Below are 20,433 nucleotides of genomic sequence, written 5' to 3' on the forward strand. Positions count from 1 at the left end.
AACCGGGCGGTTCCGGGCGGAACGTGACAAGCGGTCAGCCGAACTGGAACGAGCGCTTGGCCAGTCCGAGCCAGTAGCCGTCGATGACCGAACGCCGCCGCGACGCGGCGTCGGCATCGGCGCCGAGCGCCACGAACAGCGGCGCGAAGTGCTCCGTCCGCGGGTGGGCGATGCGCGCGGCGGGGGCCTTGGCGCGGAAGTCGAGCAGGGAGTCGACGTCGCCGCCCCGCACGGCCCGGTCCGTCCACTCGTCGAACTCGGCCGACCACGCGGGCGGCGCCGCGTCCGGATCCGGCCGCATCTCCCGCAGGTTGTGGGTGGTGAAACCGCTCCCGACGATGAGGACGCCCTTGTCGCGCAGCGGCGCGAGGCTCCGCCCGATCTCGAAGAGGCGTTCCGGCTCAAGGGTGGGCATCGACATCTGCAGGACGGGCACGTCGGCGTCCGGATACATCTCCACGAGCGGCACGTAGGCGCCGTGGTCCAGGCCCCGCCGCTCGTCCTGGTGGACGCCGGGGATCAGCTTCCCCACGTCGTCGGCGAGGGCCGGGGCGCCGGGCGCGTCGTACCGGACGGTGTAGTACCGCTCGGGAAAGCCCCAGAAGTCGTAGACGAGCGGCACCGGCCGGGTGGCGCCGATGCTGAGCGGCGCCTCCTCCCAGTGCGCCGACACCATGAGGATCGCCTCCGGCTTCGGCAGCTCCGCGGACCAGCGGGCCAGCTCGGCGGTCCACCGGGTGTCGTCGGCCAGCGGCGGCGCGCCGTGGCTGAGGTAGAGCACGGGCATCCGGGTCATGTGCGTCCTCCCCTTACTTGAGTGTTCAACAGTACCTCATTTTGTTGAATCTTCAAGTCTTGAGGGTTCAAACGTGCAGGTAGACTGGGGGCATGGCCGAGACGACGGAGCCGCGGTGGCTCGACGACGACGAGCAGGAGACCTGGCGCGCCTTCCTGTGGACGTCCCGGCTGCTCGGCGAGGCCCTCGACCGCCAGCTCCAGCGCGACTCGGGCATGCCGCACACCTACTACATGATCCTCGCGATGCTGTCGGAGGCGCCCGGCCGCGCGCTGACCATGACCGAGCTCGCCGAGATCGTGCACTCCTCCCCCAGCCGGCTGTCGCACGCCGTGAACCGGCTCGAGGAGGCCGGCTGGGTGAGCCGCTGCAAGCACGCCTCCGACCGGCGCACCACGATCGCCCGGCTGACCGACGCGGGGTTCGCCGTCCTCGCCGAGGCGGCGCCGGGCCACGTCGCCGAGGTCAGGCGGCACCTGTTCGACCCGCTGACCCGCGAGCAGATGCTGGAGTTCCGGGGAATCCTGCACGCCCTGCTGGGCTCGCTGGACCCGAACCACGAGGCGCCGTGCGCCCGCGAGGCCTAGCCGAACTCCACGCCGTGCGACTTCGCCGCGGGATGGGCCGCGGCGAGCAGGCGCATGCCCTCCTCCTCCAGCGCCGCGCGCTCCGGTCCCGGGACGGGGGCGAACGGGTCGACGCGCAGCACCGCCTCGCCCCGGCTCTTCTCGATCTTCCACATGCCGTGGACGAAGCCGTCCACGAGGAACGTCGCGCGGATGATGCCGTTGACGGTGAAGACGCGCTTGCGGTGCTCCTCGCTGATGATCCGCGCCCGGTCGGCGTGGGACAGCAGCAGGTTGTCGAAGTCGGGAACGAACCGGACCGGCGCCTCCGCGTCGGGGCCGGGGCGCGGCGCGTCCGGAAGGTCGTACAGCGTCCGGCCGTTCTCGTCCCGGAACACCACCAGCTCGGGCCTGAGCCGCTCGACGACCTCGCCTAGGCGCGTCAGCCCGGCCCACTGCTGGACGTCCTGGACGCTCGCGGGCCCGAAGGCGGCCAGATACCGCCGCACCAGGTCTTCCGGCGAGGGGTCGGGCGCCATGGGCCCGAGCCAGTTCTCCAGGGTCGTGTGGCGCGCGACCCCCGAGGCGCCCCAGATCCCGCGCGGCGGGACCTGCACGAGCGGCAGCGAGAGCCGGACGGCCCAGGCCAGCAGCGCCGGGTCCTCGTCCGGCCACCGTTCGGCCAGCAGAGCGCGCAGGTCCTTGTCGGTTCGCGGCTCCTCCTCCAGCAGGGCGCGCGCCCACGCGACGACGGCCGGGAGGTCGAGGTGCTCCAGCTCCGCCGCCCGCGACCTCAGGTGCCCGTCGAGGACCGCCTGGGTGAGCGGCCGCAGCGCGCGGGCGTCGCGGGCGCTGACCAGGTGCAGCGTCCCGCGCATCAGCACCATCCGCAGCGCCCGGCGGTCGGCGATCAGCTCCCCGGCCTCGTCGAGCCGGTAGTCCGCGAGCCGGCTCCACAGCCCGATGTGGGGCGGGCTCGGGGCCTGCGCCTGCATGCCGACCAGGTGCTCGATCGCGTCGAGCGCGGGCATTGCGTGCCGCTCCAGCAGGAGCTGCCGGGCCAGCAGCGCCCGGTTGAGCGCCCGTCGTCCCAGCTCAGTCGTCATAGCGCGTGACCAGTTCCTGCCAGCTCGGAGGAGGGCCGGGCAGTTCCCCCCGGTCCGTGAGGTGCATGGCGTCCAGGATCAGCGCCAGGTAGCGGTGCTGGAGCCGGTTCATCCGCTCGTCGTCGCCGATCCGGATGCCGTGCAGGTACTCCAGGATCACCGAGATGTCGCCGACCTCGATCTCGGGACGCAGCGCGCCCGCCTCCCGGGTGCGCTCCAGCAGCCGCTGCGTCGCGAGGTGGATCTCGCGGCCCTTGCGGCTCATGTCCTCGGTGACCTCGAAGGCGCCCGCCAGCCGCATGGTGAGGGAGCCCGCGCCGATGTCGAGGCAGCGGCGCATGAACGCGGCGAACGCCTCCCACGCGTCGCCGTCGTCGTCAAGGGCCGCCTCCACCTCGGCGAGGTAGCGGTCCATGCCCTCGTCGGCGAGCTTCTGGAGCAGGTCCTCCTTGCTCTTGTAGCGGCGGTAGAGAGCGCTGATCCCCACCCCGGCGTGCTCGGCCACCGCCGAGATCGGTGCGCCGGGGTCGGCGGTGAACACCGCCCGTGCCGCCTCCCGGATGAGTTCGTCGTTGCGTGCGGCCTGCGCCTTCCGCCCGCTCAGGGGCGCTCGTGCGGTCTCCATGCCCTCCATCGTAGGGGAACGAAGAATTCCGTTCTACGGTCGGCACCCGAACCGCCTTGACGCGCGCCGCCGCACGCCGCATTATGAACATACGTTCATGAACAAGCGTTCATACCAGGAGGACCCATGACGGAGACCCAGCCGATCGTCAACACCCACCAGTCGGAGGCGTGGAACGGGTACGAGGGCGAGCACTGGGCCGAGCACCACGACCGCTACGAGGCCATGAACGGCGGGTTCAACGACGCCCTGCTGGAGGCGGCGGCGATCGGGCCGCACGACCGGGTCCTCGACATCGGCTGCGGCAACGGGCAGATCACCCGGCTCGCGGCGCGGCGGGCGTCCCTCGGCGGCGCGACCGGCGTGGACCTGTCCCGGCCGATGCTCGCCCGCGCCCGCTCCCTCGCCGCGGAGGAGGGCGTCGCGAACGCGGCCTTCGAGCGGGGCGACGCCCAGGTGCACCCCTTCCCCACCGGCGGCTTCGACGTCGCCGTCAGCCGGTTCGGGGTCATGTTCTTCGCCGACCCGGTCGCCGCGTTCGGCAACGTCCGGCGGGCCCTGCGCGAGGGCGGCCGGCTGGCGTTCCTGTGCATGACGCCGCTCGCCGAGACCGACATGGGCGCGCTCGCGGCCGCGCTCCCGCCGCTCGACCACGCCCCCGTCGGGCACGACGCGGGGCCGCTGTCGCTGTCGGACCCGGACCGCGTCCATGAGGTCCTCGGCGGCGCCGGGTTCCACGGCGTGACCAGCCGGAAGGTCGAGGCCGAGCAGATCTGGGGCCGGGACGCCCGCGAGGCCGGGGAGTTCTTCGCCGGCTGGGGCCCGATCCGCCACAACTACGGCTCGGGCGACGAGGTGCGCGAGGCCGTCACCAAGGCGATGCGCCCGTTCGAGCGCGACGGGGCCGTCCGCCTGCGCAGCACCGCGTGGCTGGTCACGGCGCGCCGTGCCTAGGCCCGGGACGACGATGAAGCGGGTCGTGGTCCTCGGCGGGTACGGCGCGGTCGGCCGCGAGGTCGTCGCGGGGCTGCTCGGACATGTCCCGGAGGTGGTGGCCGCCGGACGCGACCTCGCCAAGGCCCGCACGGTGCCGGGCGCGCTCGCGATGCGGATCGACCTTCGCGGCGACGACCTGGAGCAGATCGCGGCCGACGCGGTCGTCATGTGCGCGGAGACGGGCAACGCCCGGGTCGCCGAAGCGTGCCTCGCCAGAGGCGTCCACTACGTCGACGTGTCCGCATCGCACGCGGTGCTCTCCGGCATCGAGGCGCTGGACGGGCTCGCCGCCGAGCGGAACGCCACGGCGGTGCTGAGCGTGGGCCTCGCGCCCGGCGTCACGAACCTGCTGGCCCGGGAGTCCGGCGGCGGGGAGGTGGACATCGGCGTCCTGCTCGGCGCCGGTGAGCGGCACGGGCCGTCGGCCGTCGAGTGGACGCTCGACTCGCTCGCCGGCCTGGGCGAGTCGTGGCGGATGCGGTTCCCCGAGCCCTACGGCGTCCGGACCGTGCACCGCTTCCCGTTCTCCGACCAGTACACCCTTCCCGGACGCGTGCGCACGGGGCTCTGCCTCGACTCGCGCGCCATGACCGCCCTCCTCCCCCGCCTCGTCCCGTTCCGGGATTTGCGCCCGCTGCGGGCCGCGTTCCGCCGCGTCCACGTCGGCGGGGACGGGTTCGCGGTGGCGGTCCGGTCCGGCGGGACGGTGCGGTCGTTCGCGGGACGGCGGCAGAGCCGCGCGACGGGCCTGGCCGCCGCGATGACCGTCCGGCGGCTGGACGGCATGCGGCCCGGCGTCCACCACATCGAGGACGTCGCCGGGCCGGACTTCCTTCCCGACCTCGCCGCGCACGGATTCGAGCTCGCTCATTACGATGCGGGGTGATGTCACCTCGAAGAGCGGCCGCGCTGGGCGCCGGCGACCGGACCCTGCGCGACCACCTGATCGCCACGGCCGAGCGGTTGATCGCCGAGCGCGGGACGGCGGGCCTGACCGTCCGTGCGATCGCGCGTGAGGCGGGCGTCGCCGACGGCGTCCTCTACAACCATTTCGCCGACAAGGAGGAGCTGCTCGCGCACGCGCTCCTGGCGCACGCCGAGTCGGTCGCGCGGCCGCTCGGCCCGCTGCCCGAGCCCGGCACCGGCACCGGCACGGTCGAGGAGAACCTGCGCGCGTACGTGGCGCACGGCCTGGCCCTGCACGACGGGATGCTGCCCGCGCTGACCGGGCTGATCGCGCACCCGGCCGTCCTCTCCCGGTTCGCCGCGCTGAGCGACCGGGGCGGCACCTGGAAGGAGCGGCTCGCCGCGTACCTGCGCGGCGAGCGCGACCTCGGCCGCCTCGACCCGGACGCCCGGGTCGAGGCGGCGGCCTCGCTCATCGTCGGCGCGTGCCACGAGCCGGTGCTGTCGCTGCTGTTCGAGGGCCGGGGCCTCGCGCACCGGGTGCCGCCGGACGCCGTGGACGACCTGGTCGCGACCGTCCTCCACGGGATCGCCAAGCGGTAGGCCGGCCCCTAGGAAGCCATGGCCTCGCGGACCTCCTCCAGGGTGCGTTCCGCGACCGCGTTGGCGCGCTCGTCGCCCTCGGCCAGGACGCCGCGCAGGTACGCCCGGTCGGCGGCGACCTCGGCGCGGCGGGCGCGGATCGGGCGCAGGAACTCGTTCACCGAGTCGGTCACGACCTTCTTCAGCGCCGCCGCGCCGCCGTCGCCGATCTCCGCGGCGACGTCGTGCGGGTCGCGGTCCTGGCAGAGCGCGGCGAGCAGCACCAGGCTGGAGACCTGCGGGCGCGTCTCGGGCTCGTAGGTGATGCGCCGGTCGGCGTCGGTCACGGCCCGCTTGATCAGCCGCGCGGTCTCGTCCTCGGTGGCGGAGAGGGCGACGGCGTTGCCGCGGCTCTTGCTCATCTTGCTGCCATCCGTTCCGAGCAGGAGCGGCGCGGACGACAGCAGGGCGTCCGGCACCGGGAAGACGGGCCCGTAGCGCTCGTTGAAGCGGCGTGCGATGGTCCGGGTGATCTCCTGGTGCGGGAGCTGGTCCCTGCCGACGGGCACGAGGTTCGCCTTGCAGAACAGGATGTCGGCGGCCTGGTGGACGGGATAGGTGAACATCAGCCCGCTCACCGCCGACTGCCTGGACGTCGCGATCTCGTCCTTGACCGTGGGGTTGCGGCTCAGCTCCGCGATCGACACCAGGGACAGGAACGGCAGCATGAGCTGGTTCAGCGCCGGGACGGAGCTGTGCCTGAAGATCGTCGCCCTTGACGGGTCGATCCCGGCGGCCAGGTAGTCGGCGACCAGCCCCTCGACGTACTCGGAGAGGCGGTCGGCCACGTCCCGGTCGGTGAGCACCTGGTAGTCGGCCACCAGGACGAACAGCTCCACGCCCGCCCGCTGGAGCCGCACGCGGTTCTCCAGGGTGCCGAAGTAGTGCCCGAGATGGAGCGGTCCGGTGGGGCGGTCGCCGGTCAGGATCCGGAAGGCTCCGGGGTCGACCGCGATGCGTTCCTCCAGCTCGCGGCTGCGGGCCTCGGGGGTGGTGTCCATGGGTTCCTCCTCGTCGGGTCTGCGGCCGTCCCGCCTGGCCGGCCCGGGGCACCGAGGAAGAGGAAGGGCCGTCCAGCGGACGGCCCGATCGCATGCGTCACTGTGGCCGTCCTAGGACGGCCACCAGCCGAGACATGCGGTGCGCTTCACGCCGCCATGGTATCCCACCGGATGCGACTGCTGCCGGATAATCTGGAACGAAACCATCTTGGGTAGACTGGGCGCATGACCTCGATGGCCCCCGCCCGCACGCAGACGGACCTGTCGTTCCTGCTCGACCACACCAGCCATGTGCTGCGCGGCCGGATGACGGCGGCGCTCGCCGAGATCGGGCTGACGCCGCGCATGCACTGCGTCCTGGTGCACGCGCTGGAGGAGGAGCGCACCCAGATCCAGCTCGCCGAGATCGGCGACATGGACAAGACGACCATGGTCGTGACCGTGGACGCCCTGGAGAAGGCCGGCCTCGCCGAGCGGCGCCCCTCGTCCCGGGACCGGCGCGCCCGCATCATCGCCGTCACCGAGGAGGGCGCGCGGGTCGCCGCCCGCAGCCAGCAGATCGTCGACGGCGTCCACGAGGCGGCCCTCGGCTCGCTTCCGGAAGACCAGCGCGAGGCCCTCGTCCAGGCGCTCAACACCCTGGTCAGCGGGCATCTGGCCACCCCGCCGGAGACGTCGGGGCCGGCCCGGCGGGCCCGCGAGCGCCAAAAGTAAGACCCTCACAGATAGTCTGCAACGAAACTATCTGCTACGGTCTCTCCTGTTCCCCTCGAACAGGAGATGACCATGTCCTCCCTCTCGCTCTCCCCGCTCCGCTCCCGATGGGCGGCGCTCGGGGTGCTGTCCGCCACGATGCTGATGACGATCCTGGACGGCAGCATCGTCACGGTCGCGGCGCCCGCCATCCAGGACGACCTCGGCTTCTCGCCCGCCGGGCTGAGCTGGATCATGAACGCCTACCTGATCCCGCTCGGCGGCCTGCTGCTGCTCGCCGGGCGGCTCGGCGACCTCGTCGGCCGCCGGACGCTGTTCCTCGCCGGCAACGCGGTCTTCACCGCCGCCTCGGTGCTGGCGGGCGCCGCCACCACGTCCGGCCTGCTGATCGCCGCCCGGTTCCTGCAGGGCGTCGGCAGCGCCCTCGCCTCCGCCGTCGTGCTCGGCATCCTGGTGACGCTGTTCACCGACCCTCGCGAACGGGCCAAGGCGATCGGGGTGTTCAGCTTCACCGGAGCGGCCGGCGCGTCCATCGGGCAGGTGCTCGGCGGCGTGCTCACCGACGCGCTGAGCTGGCACTGGATCTTCCTGATCAACCTGCCGATCGGCCTGGCCGTGATGCTGCTCGCCCTCCCCGCGCTGCCCCGCGACCGGGGCGTCGGCCTGGCCGCCGGCGCGGACGTCGCGGGCGCGGTGCTGGTCACGTCCGGGCTGATGCTGGGCATCTACACCGTCGTCAAGGTCGAGCGGTACGGGTGGCTGTCGGCGCACACGCTGGGGCTCGGCGCCGTGTCGCTGCTGCTCCTCGCCGGGTTCACCGCCCGGCAGGCCCGCGCCGCGACGCCGCTGATGCCGCTGCGGATCCTGCGCTCCCGCAACGTGTCCGGCGCCTACGTAGTCCAGCTGCTCACCCTGTCGGCGATGTTCTCGTTCCAGGTGATCGTCGCCCTCTACATGCAGCAGGTGCTCGGCTACAGCGCGCTGGACACCGGCCTCGCGATGCTCCCCGCGGCCGTGGCGATCGGCGCCGTGTCGCTCTTCGCGTCCGCTCGGCTCTCGAACCGGTTCGGCGAGCGGTTCGTCCTGGTGGCCGGGCTCATCCTGCTGATCGGCGCCATGACCTGGCTCACGACCGTCCCCGTGGACGCGGACTACGTCACCGACCTGCTTCCCGTGTTCGTCCTCATCGCCGGAGGCGGGCTCGTGCTGCCGTCGCTGACCGGGCTCGGCATGTCCAGCGCCCGCCCCGAGGACGCGGGGCTCGCCTCCGGCCTGTTCAACACCGTCCAGCAGGTCGGGATGGCGCTCGGCGTGGCGGTCCTGACCACGCTCGCCGCCTCCCGCGTCGAGTCCCTGCGGGCGGACGGGCGGAGCACCGCCGCCGCCCTCACCGGCGGCTACCACCTGGCGTTCACCGTCTCGGCGGGCCTGCTGGTCGCCGCGCTCGCGGTGTCGCTGATCGTCCTCCGCCGCCCGGCGCCCGTGGCCGGCGCCGCGCCCGTCGAGTCCGTCCCCGCCGCGGTCTGAACCCTCCGCAGTCCGACCCCGTCCCCCACCGAGCTCTGAAGGAGATCACGATGACCGAGTACGGCCCCGGCCAGGGACCCGGCCCCAAGCCCGTCACCGAGGACGAGCTGTCCCGGCTCCTCGGCGAGCAGCAGTTCGCCGTCCTCGCCACGAACAAGAAGAACGGCCACCCGCACGTCTCCACGGTCGTCTACACGTGGGATCCGGACGAGCGCGTCCTGCGGATCTCCACGACGGCCGACCGGGCGAAGGTGAAGCAGCTCCGCCGCGACCCGCGCGCCGCGCTGCACGCGTCCGGGCCCGGGCACCTGTCGTTCGCGGTCGCCGAGGGCACCGCCGAGCTGTCGGACGTCAGCGAGGAGGCCGGTGACGCGACCGGGCGCGAGCTCCTCGCCATGACGCCGGGCTTCGACGACCCGGCGGACGAGCGGGCGTTCCTGGAGCAGATGGTGAAGGACCGGCGGCTGGTGATCCGCCTCCACGTCGACCGCCTCTACGGAACGGTCCTGGCCGACTAGCGGCCGGTGGGCGGCGCCGGAGGGGCAGGGCGTGTTGCGAAAGGGCCTCGGCCGTGCGCGCGAACGCGTGACCTGCCCGGTGGAGCGAAGCCGGAGGCGAGCGGAGCCGGGCAGATCGCGAAGCGATGCCGCGTTCGCCCAGTTCCGGTCGCGTAGCGAGCCCCCAGGCGAGCGAAGTGGGCCGGGACTGCGAAAAAACTAGTGCGGCAGGACGAGGAGCAGCAGCGGGAGGCCGGCGATGACCGGGACGGCGATCGACGCGGCGACGCGGACGCGGCGGGGCAGCGGCTCCGGCTCCAGCAGCCGGTTCACCCGCGCCATCACCGGGATGTCGCTGTGCGAGGCGACGCCGAGCGTGCCGGACGGCGCGGCGGCCGGGCGGGCGGCGGCGAAGCGCAGCAGCGCGGTCGCCAGCTCGCGCGGCGGCCGGCCGTGCCGGGCCCGGTCGTCGGCGGCCATCTCGATCAGCAGCTCCACCGCGTCCAGGCAGCGTCCGACCAGCCGGAACTGCGGGAACACCTGGCGCAGCGACGCGAACGGCAGCAGCACCAGGTCGTGCCGCTCGCGGGCGTGGGCGCGCTCGTGCGCGAGCACCGCGGCCAGCTCGCCGCGGTCGAGCAGTTCCAGCGTGCCGGCGCTGACGACGACCTTGGACGAGCGGACGCCCGGCACGCAGTACGCGGCGGCGCCGGGGTGGTCGAGGACGAGGGTCCCGGGCACCGAGGAGTCGCGGCGCGACACCAGCGCGAGCAGCGCCCGGTGCCGCCGCCGGGCCCGCACGACCCGCAGCACCGCGAACATCAGCATGACCAGCAGCACGCCGGTCAGGCTGATCGCGGCGAGCAGGGCCGCCACCTGCACCGGGTTGAGCCGGGCCGCCTGGTCGTCGTAAAGGCCGGGCAGCCCGCCGAGGACGCCCTTGCGGTACGGGATCAGGGCGAGCCCGAGCAGGGCGCCGATCGTGGCGACGCCCCAGCACAGCCCGAGGGCCTGCCAGAGCGCGATCCCGATCCGGGGCGTGCGCCACGTCCACCGGGCCCGGGACAGCAGGTGCGCCCCGCCGACGGTCCCCAGTGAGATCAATGCGAGCAGGGCGGTGCCGGTCATGCCGGAGGTTCCTTGCCGGTGATGCCCGCGAGGGTCTGGCGGATCACGTCGATCTCGTCGCTCGACACGGAGCGGACGAAGTGCGCGAGCGCCGCGTCGCGGTCACCGGTCTCGTTCAGGGCCCCGAGCATGAGCTCGGTGACGTACATCTCGCGGCTCGCCACCGGGTGGTAGCGCCAGGCGCGCCCGTCGCGCTCGCGTTCCAGGAAGCCCTTCTTCGCGAGCCTGTCGAGGACGGTCATGACCGTGGTGTGCGCGAGGTCGCGGTCGTCGGCGAGGGCACGGCTCACGTCACGGGCGGTGGCCGCCGGGCGTCCGGCTTCCTCCCGTGCCCACAGGACCTCCATGACGGTGCGTTCGAGCTCTCCCAGACCCTTCACGCGATCCAGATTATCCGACGGTCCCGGACCTCACCACGTCAGGTAGTACTACCGCCTGTAGGGGGCGCTACGAGGCCGAGCTCGTAGGCGATGATGACGAGCTGCACGCGGTCGCGCGCGCCGAGCTTGGCGAACAGCCGCGCGACGTGCGCCTTCGCGGTGGCCACGCTGATGACCAGCTCCGCGGCGATCTCCTGGTTGGACAGGCCGCGCCCGACGAGGGTCAGCACCTCCCGCTCGCGCTCGGTGACGCCCTCCACGTGCCGGGGCCGCCCGGCGGCCGGTTCCGGACGCGCCGCGAACTCCTCGATCAGCCGCCGGGTGACGCTCGGCGCGATCAGGGCGTCCCCGCCGGCGACGACGCGGATCGCCGCCAGGATCTCCTCCAGCGCCATGTCCTTCACGAGGAAGCCGGCGGCGCCCGCCCTGAGCGAGCCGTAGACGTAGTCGTCGTCGTCGAAGGTGGTCAGCATCAGGACGTGGGCGGTTCCGGGGCCCGCGCGACTGATCCGCCGGGTGGCCTCGATGCCGTCCATGTCGGGCATGCGGATGTCCATGACGACGACGTCCGGGGCCGTCTCCGCCACGAGCCGGACGGCCTCGGCCCCGGTCGCGGCCTCGCCCGCGACCTCCATGCCGGGGGTGTCGGCGATCAGGACGCGCAGGCCGGCGCGGATCAGCGGCTGGTCGTCGGCCAGCAGGACGCGGATCGTCATGCGGCCGCCGCCGGCGCCGGGATCCGCGCCGCCACCCGGAACCCTCCGCCGGGGCGCGGCCCGGCGGCGAACTCGCCGCACAGCAGCGCGACCCGCTCCCGCATCCCGACGAGGCCGTACCCGGTGCCCACCACGCCGCCGCGCCCGTCGTCCTCGATCTCGACGGCCAGGTCGCCGTCGCCGTAGCCGACCGTCACCCGGCAGCGGTCGGTGCCCGCGTGCCGGACGACGTTCGTGACCGCCTCCTGGACGATCCGGTAGGCGGACAGGTCGACGTCCGGCGGCAGGGGCCTCGGCTCGCCCGCCGTCCGGACGTCGACCGCGACGCCCGCGTCCCGCGCGGCCTCGGCGAGGCGGTCCAGGTCGGCGAGGCCGGGGGCGGGGCCGAGCGGCGCCGCCCCCGGGTCGTCCTTGCGGAGGGCGGTGAGCATCCGCCGCAGCCCGAACAGGGTGTCGCGGCTGGTGGCCTCGATGGCCTGAAGCGCGTTGCGGGCCTCCGCGGGCTGGGTGTCGATGACCCGTCCGCCCACGCCCGCCTGGATCGCGATGATCCCGATGCTGTGGGCGACCATGTCGTGCAGCTCCCGCGCGATCCGGAGCCGCTCGGCGGAGACGGCCTGCGCGGTGGCCTGCTCCCGCATCGCCTCGGCGTGCCCGCGCCGCGTCCTGATCGAGTTCCCCGCCATGAACGCGACGGCCGCCCCCAGCAGGACGGTCATCAGCAGCACCTCGTCGGCCTGCAGGAACGCGGTGACCGCCGCGGCCTGGAGGAGGAAGGTGGTGACGGCGACGAGGACGGAGACCTTCCGCGGACGGGTCGCCGTGATGTACCCGGCCGAGACGCCGGGGAGCAGGACCAGCAGGCCGCCGACGGTCCCGACCGGCAGGGCCAGCAGGGCGAGGATCCAGGCGAGGAGCAGGATCACGTGGGCGACCAGCGCCCGGCGCCGCAGCAGGGAGAGCACGAGGACCGTGAGCCCGGTCGAGAGGGGGATCTCCAGCTGCTGGAAGCCGGTCCTTCCATGGGAGAACGTGAGGAACAGGACCACCGGGTAAACGGCGGCGCCGCTCCAGGCGAGGACCGTCCCCGTGCCGCGGCTCAGGCGGCGCAACGGCAGGGCTGACATGCGCCGATCGTAACCGCCGCCCCCGTCCCGGCACATTGGCCCGGGGGCGTAATCCCGCAGGCTACAAGCGCCTTTCGCCAATGTGTCCGGTGGCCCGATGCGCGGTCCGGGCCTCCGGCGACACCGTTGCCGGCATGAAGCGCTGGGCGCCTTTCCTCCTCGCCGTCGAAGTCCTCGCAGTCGTCGTCTTCTCCGCCGTGTACGACTCCCTGGATTTCCGCATCTACTGGCTGGGCGGCCATATCGTGACGGACGGCTCGCGCCTCTACCAGGAGCAGGTCGCCGACCACTACTTCACCAACACGCCTTTCATGGCGGCGCTGTTCGTTCCGCTGGCCGCCCTGCCGCTCGTCCTTGCCCGCATGCTGTGGCAACTGGCCTCGCTGGGCGCCTTCGTAGGGGCGTGCGCGCTGACGGCGAGAATGGCCGGCCACAGAATCCCACTCGTGGTCGTGGTGGCGGCAGGCCTGCTCCTCCAGCCGGTCTGGCAGTCGTTCTTCCTGGGACAGGTCAATCTCTTCCTGCTCGCCCTGGTCCTCGCCGACCTGTACCGCGTCGCCCGAGGCCGTCCGGCCGGAATCGGCATCGGAGTGGCGACCGCGATCAAACTGACGCCCGCCGTATTCGTCGTCCTGCTCCTGTTGAGCCGGCGGACCAAGGACGCCGCCACGGCCGCCGCGACCTTCGCCGTCTGCACTGTCCTCGCCCATGCCGTCGCCCCGGACGCGTCCCGCCTCTACTGGCTGCACACCTTCTACGACACCTCTCGCGTTGGCGCCCCGTACATCAGCAACCAGTCCCCCTACGGCGCGCTGGCCCGCATATCGGGGGGAGCGGCCGAGGTCGGCGACTGGTACACGGCCGTTCCGCCGGCGCTCGGCGTCTCCGGCCTCGCGGTCGCCGCCGTCTGGGCGAGGCGAGGCGACTGGCTGAGCGCGACGGCGGTCACCGGCGCGACGGGCCTGATCGTCTCCCCGATCTCCTGGGCGCACCATTGGGTCTGGATCGTCCCGGCTCTGGCGGTGCTCCTGCGGAACGGCCACCGCAAGAGCGCCGCGGCCGCCTACGTCCTCTTCGCCGTCTCGCCCTTGTGGTGGACGCCCCGCGACGGCGGCCCGCGCGAGTACGGCTTCCACCTCCTGACCCCGGTCGCCAACTGTTACCTGCTCGCGGGCCTGTCCTTCCTGGCCTACATGGCCGTCCGCCTCCGGGTCAGCCCGCCGGCTCCGTCCAGCGGTCGTGATGGACGGCGGCGTCCAGTGCCCTGCGGCGCCGCCAGCCGTGCCGTTCGAGATCCGGAATGCGTTCCAGGTGGGTGACGGGGCCGAGGCAGAGCCAGGCCACCGGGCGGATCGTCTCCGGGATGCCGAGCAGGTCGCGCAGGTACGGCTCCCGGTAGAACGACACCCAACCGACGCCGAGCCCCTCGGCGGTCGCGGCGAGCCACAGGTTCTGGATGGCCAGGCAGACGGAGTACAGCCCGGCGTCGGCGATCGCATGCCGCCCGAGGACCGCCGGGCCGCCGCGCTCGGGATCGTAGGTGACCACGATCGACAGGCTGGACTCCAGCACCCCGTCGATCTTGATCCGGGCGAAGCGCTCGGCGGCGGCGCCCGTCAGGGTGGCGGCGAAGGCGGCCCGCTCGGACCGGACGTGGCCGTGGAACGCCCGCCGGATCGCGGGATCGCGCACGAGCACGAAGTCCCACGGCTGGGACAGCCCGACGCTCGGCGCGGCGTGCGCGGCCGCCAGGACGCGCTCAAGGACGTCCCGCGGAATCGGTTCCCCGGTGAACTCGCCGCGCACGTCGCGGCGGCGGTGAATGGCGTCATAGATGTCCATGGGCAGGCTCCCGCTGCGACAGGCCGCCGCGAACGCGGCGGCCGTGTGGAGCGAGGCCGGTCTTCGGACTCCCGGATCGATGCTCGACCGCCCGCCTTCCCGGCCTGACGGCCAGTGGCCGCGCCTACGCGCGTGGGCGGCTGCTCCCCGGTCACCGCGGCGGGCCCGTGCCGGATTCTCACCGGCTTCCCGATTCTCCCCACATGGGGCACCCCGCATCAGTTCATGCCATTCGGCACCCTACCGGGGCGACCACTCCTCAGAAAGCGACCGCCTTGGAAGTAATGCCGCCGGGTAGCGGCAGGCACCGACTCTCTGCTTCGCTTTCATCACGTGTCGTCGAGGCCGCCCCGGACGCAAGGGCTCACCGGGAAACGGAGGAGAGCGGTGCGACGCTTCCAGTTGGCCCTGGGGAGCTGCTTGCTCGCGGTGAGCGTGGTCGCCGCCGTGTTCAGCCTGAGCAACGCCTACACGGCCGACAACGCGGTGGACACCAGCGAACCGAAGTGCGGACAGGCCGTCCAGGCGCCGGGCCAGGAATGCGTGACCTCCTACGGAGGAGGACCCGCCAACGGCGGCGGAATCTCCTATGAGGAGGCCAAGAAGACCCAGGAGGACACCGCCATCTCCAGGGCATGGCTCTTCGGTGTCGAACTGCTCGGCACGGTCGGCATCGCCCTGTTCGCCGGGGGCGTCGTGTGCATGGCGGACGCGATCTGGTCCCGCGGGCTTCGCCTTCCGATGCTCCTGGGAGGAGTGCTCATCCCAGCGGCCGCGTACGGGGCGGCGTTCTGGCCCGCCCAGGAACGCGTGCTAGCGGTCTCTCCTGTGGCGCCGGGCGCTCTCGGCTTCCTGGGCTTCCCCTATTTCCCGATCGTCGTCATCGCCGGCGCCGCGCTCGCCACGGTGCAGGCGTGGCGGTTGACGGGCGAGGGGATCTAGCGGCGCGCAGGCCGTTCGGCAACGCCGACGCGGTGTTCTCGCCCCCTGCCCTCGGTCGGGGGTTCTTGATCGTGATGGTCTCCGGCGACGGCTTGTCATGCCCCTCGACTCTACTGCTCCCTGAACTATGTACTTCAAAAATGAGAAGTACATGGTTATGGTTGCTGAACCACGATCGCTCGGAGGGGACGATGGCCAGGCTGGAGGTCGGCTACTTGCTGCCGACGAGAGAGCAGGACCTGCTGGGCGAGCATGAACCCGGGCGCCTCATCGCCCAGGCGCGACGCGCCGAGGAGATGGGGTTGGACTCGGTCTGGGCGGGCGACAGTCCCGTGACCAGGCCGCGCGCCGATCCGCTGATGCTGCTGGCCGCCGCGGCGCAGGCCACCGAGCGGGTCGCGCTCGGCACGGCGGTGCTGCTGCCGGCCCTGCGCCATCCGATCCTGCTGGCCCACCAGCTCGCCACGCTCGACCGCCTGTCGGACGGGCGGCTGATCGCGGGCATGGGGGCCGGGTTCCCGGTGCCCGCCACCGAGGCCCAGTTCGCGGCGGTCGGGATCGGGTTCGGCCGCCGCGTCAGCCGGATGGAGGAGTCGATCGAGGCGATGCGGCGGCTCTGGTCCGGAGGCGCGGTCTCCTACGAGGGCCGGCACTTCGCGTTCTCGGACGTGCGGCTCGCGCCCCCGCCGAAGCGTCCGGGAGGGCCGCCGATCTGGCTGGCGGGGGGCGGGCCGGCACTGCCGCGCGTGGCCCGTCTCGCCGACGGATGGCTCCCCTACCCGCCCGAGGCTGCGACGTACGCGGAGGAACGCGAGGTCATCGGAGCCGCGACCCCGGCCCTCTACGCGACGCTCTGCCTGGACGACGACCCGGAGAAGGCCCGCCACCGCCTGCGGACGAGCATCGAGCGCTACTACAACGCGCCGCTGGAGTTCGTCGCGTCGATCCAGGCCATGTTCGCCGGACCGCCCGCCGAGGCCGCCGCCTGGCTGGACGCCTATGCGGCGGCCGGCGCCCGCCACCTCGTCATCCGCCTGGCGGCCGAGGACCACGACACCGCCCTGGAGGAGTTCGCCGACCGGGTGCTCCCCCTTCTGCGCGACAAGGAGTACCGATGACCACGTTCGTTCTCGTCCACGGCGCCTGGCACGGGCCTTCGGCCTGGGACCGGGTCGTCCCGGCGCTCACCGCCGCCGGAGTGCGCACGCTCACCCCGGACCTCCGGGGCGACCACGGGCTGCACGACCACGCCGAGATGGTCGCCGCCGCCATCGACACCGTCCGCGATTCATGCATCCTCGTCGGGCACAGCTACGCGGGGCTGGTCGTCCGGGAGGCCGCCGACGCGCGTCCCGACGCCGTCGACCACATCGTGATGGTGGACGGATGGGCCGGACCCGACGGCGCGAGCCTGTTCGGCCTGGCCCCCGACTACTTCGTCGAGGCGATGCGCAAGTCGGCCGAGGCGAACGGGGACGGCCGCTTCATCCCGGCCCTGCCCCCGGCGATGTTCGGCGTCACCGACGAGGCGGAGTGGCTGGCCCCGCGGCTCGTCCCGCAGCCGCTGCGGACGTTCACCGAGACCACCCGCCTGAGCGGCGCCGTCGACCGGATCCCCGGCACGGCGGTCCACTGCGAGCCGGGCACCTTCCCCTTCAAGGAGTTCGGCGCGTCCCTCGGGTACCGGACGCTTCCGATCGACGGCCCGCACGACGTGATGGTCACCGATCCGGAGGCGATCGCGCGCGTGCTCCTGGAGGCGCCGAGCCTGGTGTGATCCGGCCTAGAGTGATGCGGTGGAACAGCGAACGTACAACCAGTACTGCGCGACCGCGCGCACCCTCGACCTGGTGGGCGAGCGCTGGACGCTGCTGCTGGTCCGCGAGCTGCTGACCGGGCCGAAGCGGTTCGGCGACCTGCAGGCCAGCCTGCGCGGCCTCGGCACCGGGCTGCTCGCCGCCCGGCTGAAGCACCTGGAGCGCGAGGGCCTGGTCCACAAGATCACGCTGCCGCCGCCCGCCCGCACCCCCGCGTACGCCCTCACCGAGGCCGGCGAGGAACTCGGTCCCGCGATCCTCGCGATCGCCAGGTGGGGGCTGAGGTGGGCGATGGGCGAGCGACGGCCGGAGGAGACCTTCCACCCCGGCTGGACGGTGCTCGGCCTGCAGGCCTGCTTCGATCCCGAGGCGGCCGCCGGGCTCCACGCCGTCTACGAGTTCCGCGTCGACGACGAGGTCTTCCACGCCCGGATCGACGACGGGACGGCCGAGGTGCTCCACGGCCCCGCCCAGCGCCCGGACGCGACCATCACGATCAGCGAGGATGCGCTCGTCGGTCTGACCGGCGCCGGCGGCACCCTCAGCGAGGCGATCCGGAGCGGCGCCGCCTCGGCGTCCGGCGACCGGGAGGCCCTGCGGCGGCTTCAAGGACTGTTCCGCCTGCCGCCCGCGGGCTCCCGCAAACCCGCCGGTTGATCAACCTGGGGCCGGACGTGCGTCAGGGCCGGCCCGCGCCCGGCACGTCGACCTCGACGGTGAGCACCCGGCCGCTGCCGGGCGCCACCATCTCGGCCTCGGTCATGCCGCGCCACTCGGCGGCCGTGACGAACAGCGTGGTCCCGTCCGGCCCGCCCAGCACGCAGGCGAAGCCTCCGAGGTCGAGGTCGACGGTGCGCAGGACCTCGCCGCCCTCCGCGACGCGCACGCACCGCTGGTTGGGGACGTCGGCGTACCAGACGGCGTTCTCCGCGTCCATGCAGATGCCGTCCGGGACGCCGTCGCCGAGGTCGGCCCACACCCGGCGGCCGGACAGGTCCCCGTCGGCGCCGATGTCGAAGGCCATGAGACGGCTCCGGTAGGAGTCCGCGACGATGAGCGTGGAGTCGTCCGGCGTCACGGCCATCCCGTTGGGGAACGCGATGTCGTCCGCCACCTCGCGCACGGAGCCGTCCGCCCGCACCAGGGCGACCGTCCCGGGCTCGATGTCCTCCCCCGCCATCGGGTCGAAGTTGACGCGGTTGACGTAGATGTCGCCGCGGCCGTCGGCGACGATGTCGTTCCATCCGGGCCGGCCGAGTTCGGCGTGCGCGGCGAGGGATCCGTCCGGTTCCCGGCGCAGCAGCCGCCCGTCCCCCGACGAGACGATCACCAGCCGGCCGTCCGGGAGCCAGGCGGTGCACAGCGGGAGCGACTTCACCCGCGCCACCACCTCGGCGGCCCCGTCCAGCCCCACCGCGACGACCTCCCCGGCCGTCCAGTCGGAGAAGTACAGCCTGCCGTCGTGCCAGCGCGGCGACTCGACCAGTCCGCGGCCGTCGAGCAGCGTCCGGACCTCGTCCATCTTCCTCACCGTCCTTCTCGAGCACCGATGTTCTGCCCTCTACACGAACGGCCGCCCCCCGGATCGACACGACGGGCCGGGGAAATGCGCAGTACCTCGAAACGAGGTACTGTTCCGGCGTGTCCGGTAGATGGTGGAACGGCCTCCTAGGCGGGTGGGTAGCCCTGACGCTGGGTGTCCCCTTCCTGCTCATCGCGATAGCGGGACGCGCACTCCCGGCCGACGTGCTGGCCTGCGCCCGGTTCGGCCTCGCCGGGCTGACGCTGCTCGCGGTCATGGCCGCGCGGGGCGGCGGGCCGGCCGCGGTCGCCGCGATCTCCAGGCTCGCTCGGGACAGACCGGTCGACCTGCTCCTCGTCGGACTGTGCGGCGCGGCGGTGCCGTCCGTCCTGATCACCGTGGGCGAGCATCACGTGGAGACGGGCCTGTCGTCGCTGCTCCTGGCGAGCACGCCGATCTGGATCGCGGCCGGCGGCCACGTCCTGCTGCCCGCCGAACGCCTTCGGGCCGCGCAGACGACATGCCTGGCCTGGCGCTGGGCGGGACGGCGCTGCTGACGACGGGCGGGCACGCGTCCGGGCGGTCCCTGTGGCCGCTCCTCCCGCTGGCGGCGGCGGTCAGTTACGCGTGCGCCAACCTGGCCGTCCGGAGCCGGCTCCGGACGGAGGACGCGCTCACCCTCACCTGCGCCCAGATGACCGTCGCGGCGATCGTGACGGCGCCGTTCGCCGCCGTCCACGTCCCGGACATCGCGTGGAGCCCGGCGGCCTGGGCGGCCACCGCCGCGCTCGGGGTGGTCTGTTCGGGTTTCGGATGGCTGGCGAACACCGTGCTGGTCCAGCGGGTGAGCGCCGTCCGTGCTTCACTGGTCTCCTTCGCGGCCCCGGTGGTCTCCATCGCGCTCGGGGCGGTCGTCCTGGAAGAACGCCTGTCACCGCTCCAGCTGGCGGCGGCCGGGATCGTGCTCACGGCCGTGGCGGCGTTCGGCGCGATGTCACGCACGCCGAGACGGGAGGTACGGGCCATCCTCGAACTCGCGATCCTGGGGTTCCTCGCCGAACACGACATGCACGCCTACGAGCTGAGGCGGCGCATCACCCTGCTGATGGGCCACGCGCGCCCGGTCAGCGACGGCTCCCTGTACCCGGCCCTCCAGCGGATGCGGCGCCGCGGCCTGCTGGCCGGCCGCACCGAACCCGGCGAAGGCGGCCCGGCCCGGCAGGTCTTCACGCTCACCGGCGCGGGCCGCACCGAGCTGCTCCGCCGCCTCACCGGGCCGGACGACCTGGAGATCTCGGACCGCAACCGGTACTTCGTCCTCCTGGCGTTCCTCCACCTGCTGCCGTCGCCCGAGGCCCAGGCGGCGGTCCTCCGGCGGCGCCTGGACTTCCTGGACGACCCGAAGCGCGGATTCTTCGCCGACGGCGACCGGCCCCTCCGCCAGGACGAGCTGGCATCACCGTTCCAGGCCGGAATCCAGCACATCGCCCGCGTCACGTCCGCGGCCGAACGGGACTGGCTGGCCGGAACGCTCGCGACGCTCCGCCCCGAGACCTCGACCCCCTGAGTACACACTGGAGGGC

General features: G+C 73.1%; 24 protein-coding genes and 1 riboswitch. Of the genes, 14 read left to right on the forward strand and 10 right to left on the reverse strand.

What is annotated here, in order from left to right:
• Nucleotides 1-34: 34 nt before the first annotated feature.
• Nucleotides 35-796, reverse strand: a complete 762-nt coding sequence (locus K4S16_RS33065; RefSeq protein WP_149263000.1) for a dioxygenase — start codon at nucleotides 794-796, stop codon at nucleotides 35-37.
• A 92-nt stretch (nucleotides 797-888) separates the two neighbouring features.
• Here K4S16_RS33065 and K4S16_RS33070 point away from each other — a divergent pair, with 92 nt between their 5' ends.
• Nucleotides 889-1,383: a MarR family winged helix-turn-helix transcriptional regulator gene (locus tag K4S16_RS33070; RefSeq protein WP_149263001.1), complete on the forward strand. Its 495-nt coding sequence runs from the start codon at nucleotides 889-891 to the stop codon at nucleotides 1,381-1,383.
• Here the strand turns inward: K4S16_RS33070 and K4S16_RS33075 are convergent.
• Nucleotides 1,380-2,468, reverse strand: a complete 1,089-nt coding sequence (locus K4S16_RS33075) for a winged helix DNA-binding domain-containing protein (protein ID WP_149263002.1) — start codon at nucleotides 2,466-2,468, stop codon at nucleotides 1,380-1,382. The two genes, K4S16_RS33070 and K4S16_RS33075, sit on opposite strands and share 4 nt — an antisense overlap.
• On the reverse strand, nucleotides 2,458-3,093 hold the full coding sequence (locus tag K4S16_RS33080) for a TetR/AcrR family transcriptional regulator (protein WP_149263003.1): 636 nt from the start codon (nucleotides 3,091-3,093) through the stop codon (nucleotides 2,458-2,460). Before K4S16_RS33080 ends, K4S16_RS33075 begins: the two co-directional genes overlap by 11 nt.
• A 126-nt stretch (nucleotides 3,094-3,219) precedes the next feature.
• Here K4S16_RS33080 and K4S16_RS33085 point away from each other — a divergent pair, with 126 nt between their 5' ends.
• Genes K4S16_RS33085 through K4S16_RS33095 form a run of 3 tightly spaced genes read left to right on the forward strand, consistent with a single transcriptional unit; the run spans nucleotide 3,220 to nucleotide 5,598 of the window.
• Nucleotides 3,220-4,047 (forward strand): class I SAM-dependent methyltransferase, encoded by an 828-nt coding sequence (locus K4S16_RS33085; protein ID WP_149263004.1) that lies wholly within the window; start codon nucleotides 3,220-3,222, stop codon nucleotides 4,045-4,047.
• A 13-nt stretch (nucleotides 4,048-4,060) separates the two neighbouring features.
• Nucleotides 4,061-4,975, forward strand: coding sequence for a saccharopine dehydrogenase NADP-binding domain-containing protein (locus tag K4S16_RS33090; protein WP_149263005.1), 915 nt, complete (start codon nucleotides 4,061-4,063; stop codon nucleotides 4,973-4,975).
• Nucleotides 4,975-5,598, forward strand: coding sequence for a TetR/AcrR family transcriptional regulator (locus tag K4S16_RS33095; protein ID WP_149263006.1), 624 nt, complete (start codon nucleotides 4,975-4,977; stop codon nucleotides 5,596-5,598). Before K4S16_RS33090 ends, K4S16_RS33095 begins: the two co-directional genes overlap by 1 nt.
• Before the next feature lie 8 nt (nucleotides 5,599-5,606).
• On the opposite strand, the gene trpS is transcribed toward K4S16_RS33095, so the two are convergent.
• Nucleotides 5,607-6,638 (reverse strand): tryptophan--tRNA ligase, encoded by a 1,032-nt coding sequence (gene trpS, locus K4S16_RS33100; RefSeq protein ID WP_149263007.1) that lies wholly within the window; start codon nucleotides 6,636-6,638, stop codon nucleotides 5,607-5,609.
• Between the two features lie 225 nt (nucleotides 6,639-6,863).
• On the opposite strand from trpS, the gene K4S16_RS33105 reads away from it, so the two are divergent.
• From K4S16_RS33105 to K4S16_RS33115, 3 genes are all read left to right on the forward strand, one after another.
• Nucleotides 6,864-7,352: a MarR family winged helix-turn-helix transcriptional regulator gene (locus tag K4S16_RS33105; protein WP_149263008.1), complete on the forward strand. Its 489-nt coding sequence runs from the start codon at nucleotides 6,864-6,866 to the stop codon at nucleotides 7,350-7,352.
• Between the two features lie 72 nt (nucleotides 7,353-7,424).
• On the forward strand, nucleotides 7,425-8,879 hold the full coding sequence (locus K4S16_RS33110) for an MFS transporter (protein ID WP_235037223.1): 1,455 nt from the start codon (nucleotides 7,425-7,427) through the stop codon (nucleotides 8,877-8,879).
• A gap of 50 nt (nucleotides 8,880-8,929) precedes the next feature.
• Complete coding sequence (locus tag K4S16_RS33115) at nucleotides 8,930-9,397, forward strand: pyridoxamine 5'-phosphate oxidase family protein (protein WP_149263010.1); 468 nt, start codon at nucleotides 8,930-8,932, stop codon at nucleotides 9,395-9,397.
• Between the two features lie 198 nt (nucleotides 9,398-9,595).
• Here the strand turns inward: K4S16_RS33115 and K4S16_RS33120 are convergent, their stop codons facing one another.
• Genes K4S16_RS33120 through K4S16_RS33135 form a run of 4 tightly spaced genes read right to left on the reverse strand, consistent with a single transcriptional unit; the run spans nucleotide 9,596 to nucleotide 12,727 of the window.
• Nucleotides 9,596-10,504: a M56 family metallopeptidase gene (locus K4S16_RS33120; RefSeq protein WP_149263011.1), complete on the reverse strand. Its 909-nt coding sequence runs from the start codon at nucleotides 10,502-10,504 to the stop codon at nucleotides 9,596-9,598.
• Nucleotides 10,501-10,884, reverse strand: coding sequence for a BlaI/MecI/CopY family transcriptional regulator (locus K4S16_RS33125; protein ID WP_149263012.1), 384 nt, complete (start codon nucleotides 10,882-10,884; stop codon nucleotides 10,501-10,503). Before K4S16_RS33125 ends, K4S16_RS33120 begins: the two co-directional genes overlap by 4 nt.
• Before the next feature lie 38 nt (nucleotides 10,885-10,922).
• The gene (locus K4S16_RS33130; RefSeq protein WP_149263013.1) at nucleotides 10,923-11,600 is read right to left on the reverse strand and encodes a response regulator transcription factor; all 678 of its coding nucleotides are present in this window, start codon (nucleotides 11,598-11,600) and stop codon (nucleotides 10,923-10,925) included.
• Nucleotides 11,597-12,727 (reverse strand): sensor histidine kinase, encoded by a 1,131-nt coding sequence (locus K4S16_RS33135; RefSeq protein ID WP_149263014.1) that lies wholly within the window; start codon nucleotides 12,725-12,727, stop codon nucleotides 11,597-11,599. Before K4S16_RS33135 ends, K4S16_RS33130 begins: the two co-directional genes overlap by 4 nt.
• Nucleotides 12,728-12,861: 134 nt before the next feature.
• Here K4S16_RS33135 and K4S16_RS33140 point away from each other — a divergent pair, with 134 nt between their 5' ends.
• On the forward strand, nucleotides 12,862-14,046 hold the full coding sequence (locus tag K4S16_RS33140; RefSeq protein ID WP_160161112.1) for a glycosyltransferase 87 family protein: 1,185 nt from the start codon (nucleotides 12,862-12,864) through the stop codon (nucleotides 14,044-14,046).
• Here K4S16_RS33140 and bluB read toward each other — a convergent pair.
• A complete protein-coding gene (gene bluB, locus K4S16_RS33145) occupies nucleotides 13,940-14,569 on the reverse strand; it encodes a 5,6-dimethylbenzimidazole synthase (protein ID WP_149263016.1) in 630 nt (209 codons plus the stop codon). The two genes, K4S16_RS33140 and bluB, sit on opposite strands and share 107 nt — an antisense overlap.
• Nucleotides 14,570-14,605: 36 nt before the next feature.
• A riboswitch (cobalamin riboswitch) is annotated at nucleotides 14,606-14,800 on the reverse strand.
• A gap of 156 nt (nucleotides 14,801-14,956) precedes the next feature.
• On the opposite strand from bluB, the gene K4S16_RS33150 reads away from it, so the two are divergent.
• The 4 genes from K4S16_RS33150 (at nucleotide 14,957) to K4S16_RS33165 (ending at nucleotide 17,985) form a co-directional block, all read left to right on the forward strand.
• Nucleotides 14,957-15,511, forward strand: a complete 555-nt coding sequence (locus tag K4S16_RS33150) for a hypothetical protein (RefSeq protein WP_149263017.1) — start codon at nucleotides 14,957-14,959, stop codon at nucleotides 15,509-15,511.
• A 191-nt stretch (nucleotides 15,512-15,702) separates the two neighbouring features.
• Nucleotides 15,703-16,629: an LLM class flavin-dependent oxidoreductase gene (locus tag K4S16_RS33155; protein WP_149263018.1), complete on the forward strand. Its 927-nt coding sequence runs from the start codon at nucleotides 15,703-15,705 to the stop codon at nucleotides 16,627-16,629.
• Nucleotides 16,626-17,288, forward strand: a complete 663-nt coding sequence (locus K4S16_RS33160) for an alpha/beta fold hydrolase (RefSeq protein WP_149263019.1) — start codon at nucleotides 16,626-16,628, stop codon at nucleotides 17,286-17,288. The genes K4S16_RS33155 and K4S16_RS33160 overlap by 4 nt, the downstream gene beginning before the upstream one ends.
• 19 nt (nucleotides 17,289-17,307) lie before the next feature.
• A complete protein-coding gene (locus tag K4S16_RS33165; RefSeq protein WP_149263020.1) occupies nucleotides 17,308-17,985 on the forward strand; it encodes a winged helix-turn-helix transcriptional regulator in 678 nt (225 codons plus the stop codon).
• Between the two features lie 22 nt (nucleotides 17,986-18,007).
• On the opposite strand, the gene K4S16_RS33170 is transcribed toward K4S16_RS33165, so the two are convergent.
• On the reverse strand, nucleotides 18,008-18,850 hold the full coding sequence (locus tag K4S16_RS33170) for an SMP-30/gluconolactonase/LRE family protein (RefSeq protein WP_149263021.1): 843 nt from the start codon (nucleotides 18,848-18,850) through the stop codon (nucleotides 18,008-18,010).
• 119 nt (nucleotides 18,851-18,969) lie between these two features.
• On the opposite strand from K4S16_RS33170, the gene K4S16_RS33175 reads away from it, so the two are divergent.
• Both K4S16_RS33175 and K4S16_RS33180 read left to right on the forward strand, forming a co-directional pair.
• Entirely contained in the window at nucleotides 18,970-19,407 is a 438-nt protein-coding gene (locus tag K4S16_RS33175; RefSeq protein WP_149263022.1) for a hypothetical protein, read from the forward strand.
• Complete coding sequence (locus K4S16_RS33180) at nucleotides 19,371-20,417, forward strand: EamA family transporter (RefSeq protein ID WP_149263023.1); 1,047 nt, start codon at nucleotides 19,371-19,373, stop codon at nucleotides 20,415-20,417. Before K4S16_RS33175 ends, K4S16_RS33180 begins: the two co-directional genes overlap by 37 nt.
• Nucleotides 20,418-20,433: the final 16 nt, after the last annotated feature.

This window comes from Actinomadura sp. K4S16 (assembly GCF_008327685.1).
Classification (GTDB): domain Bacteria; phylum Actinomycetota; class Actinomycetes; order Streptosporangiales; family Streptosporangiaceae; genus Spirillospora.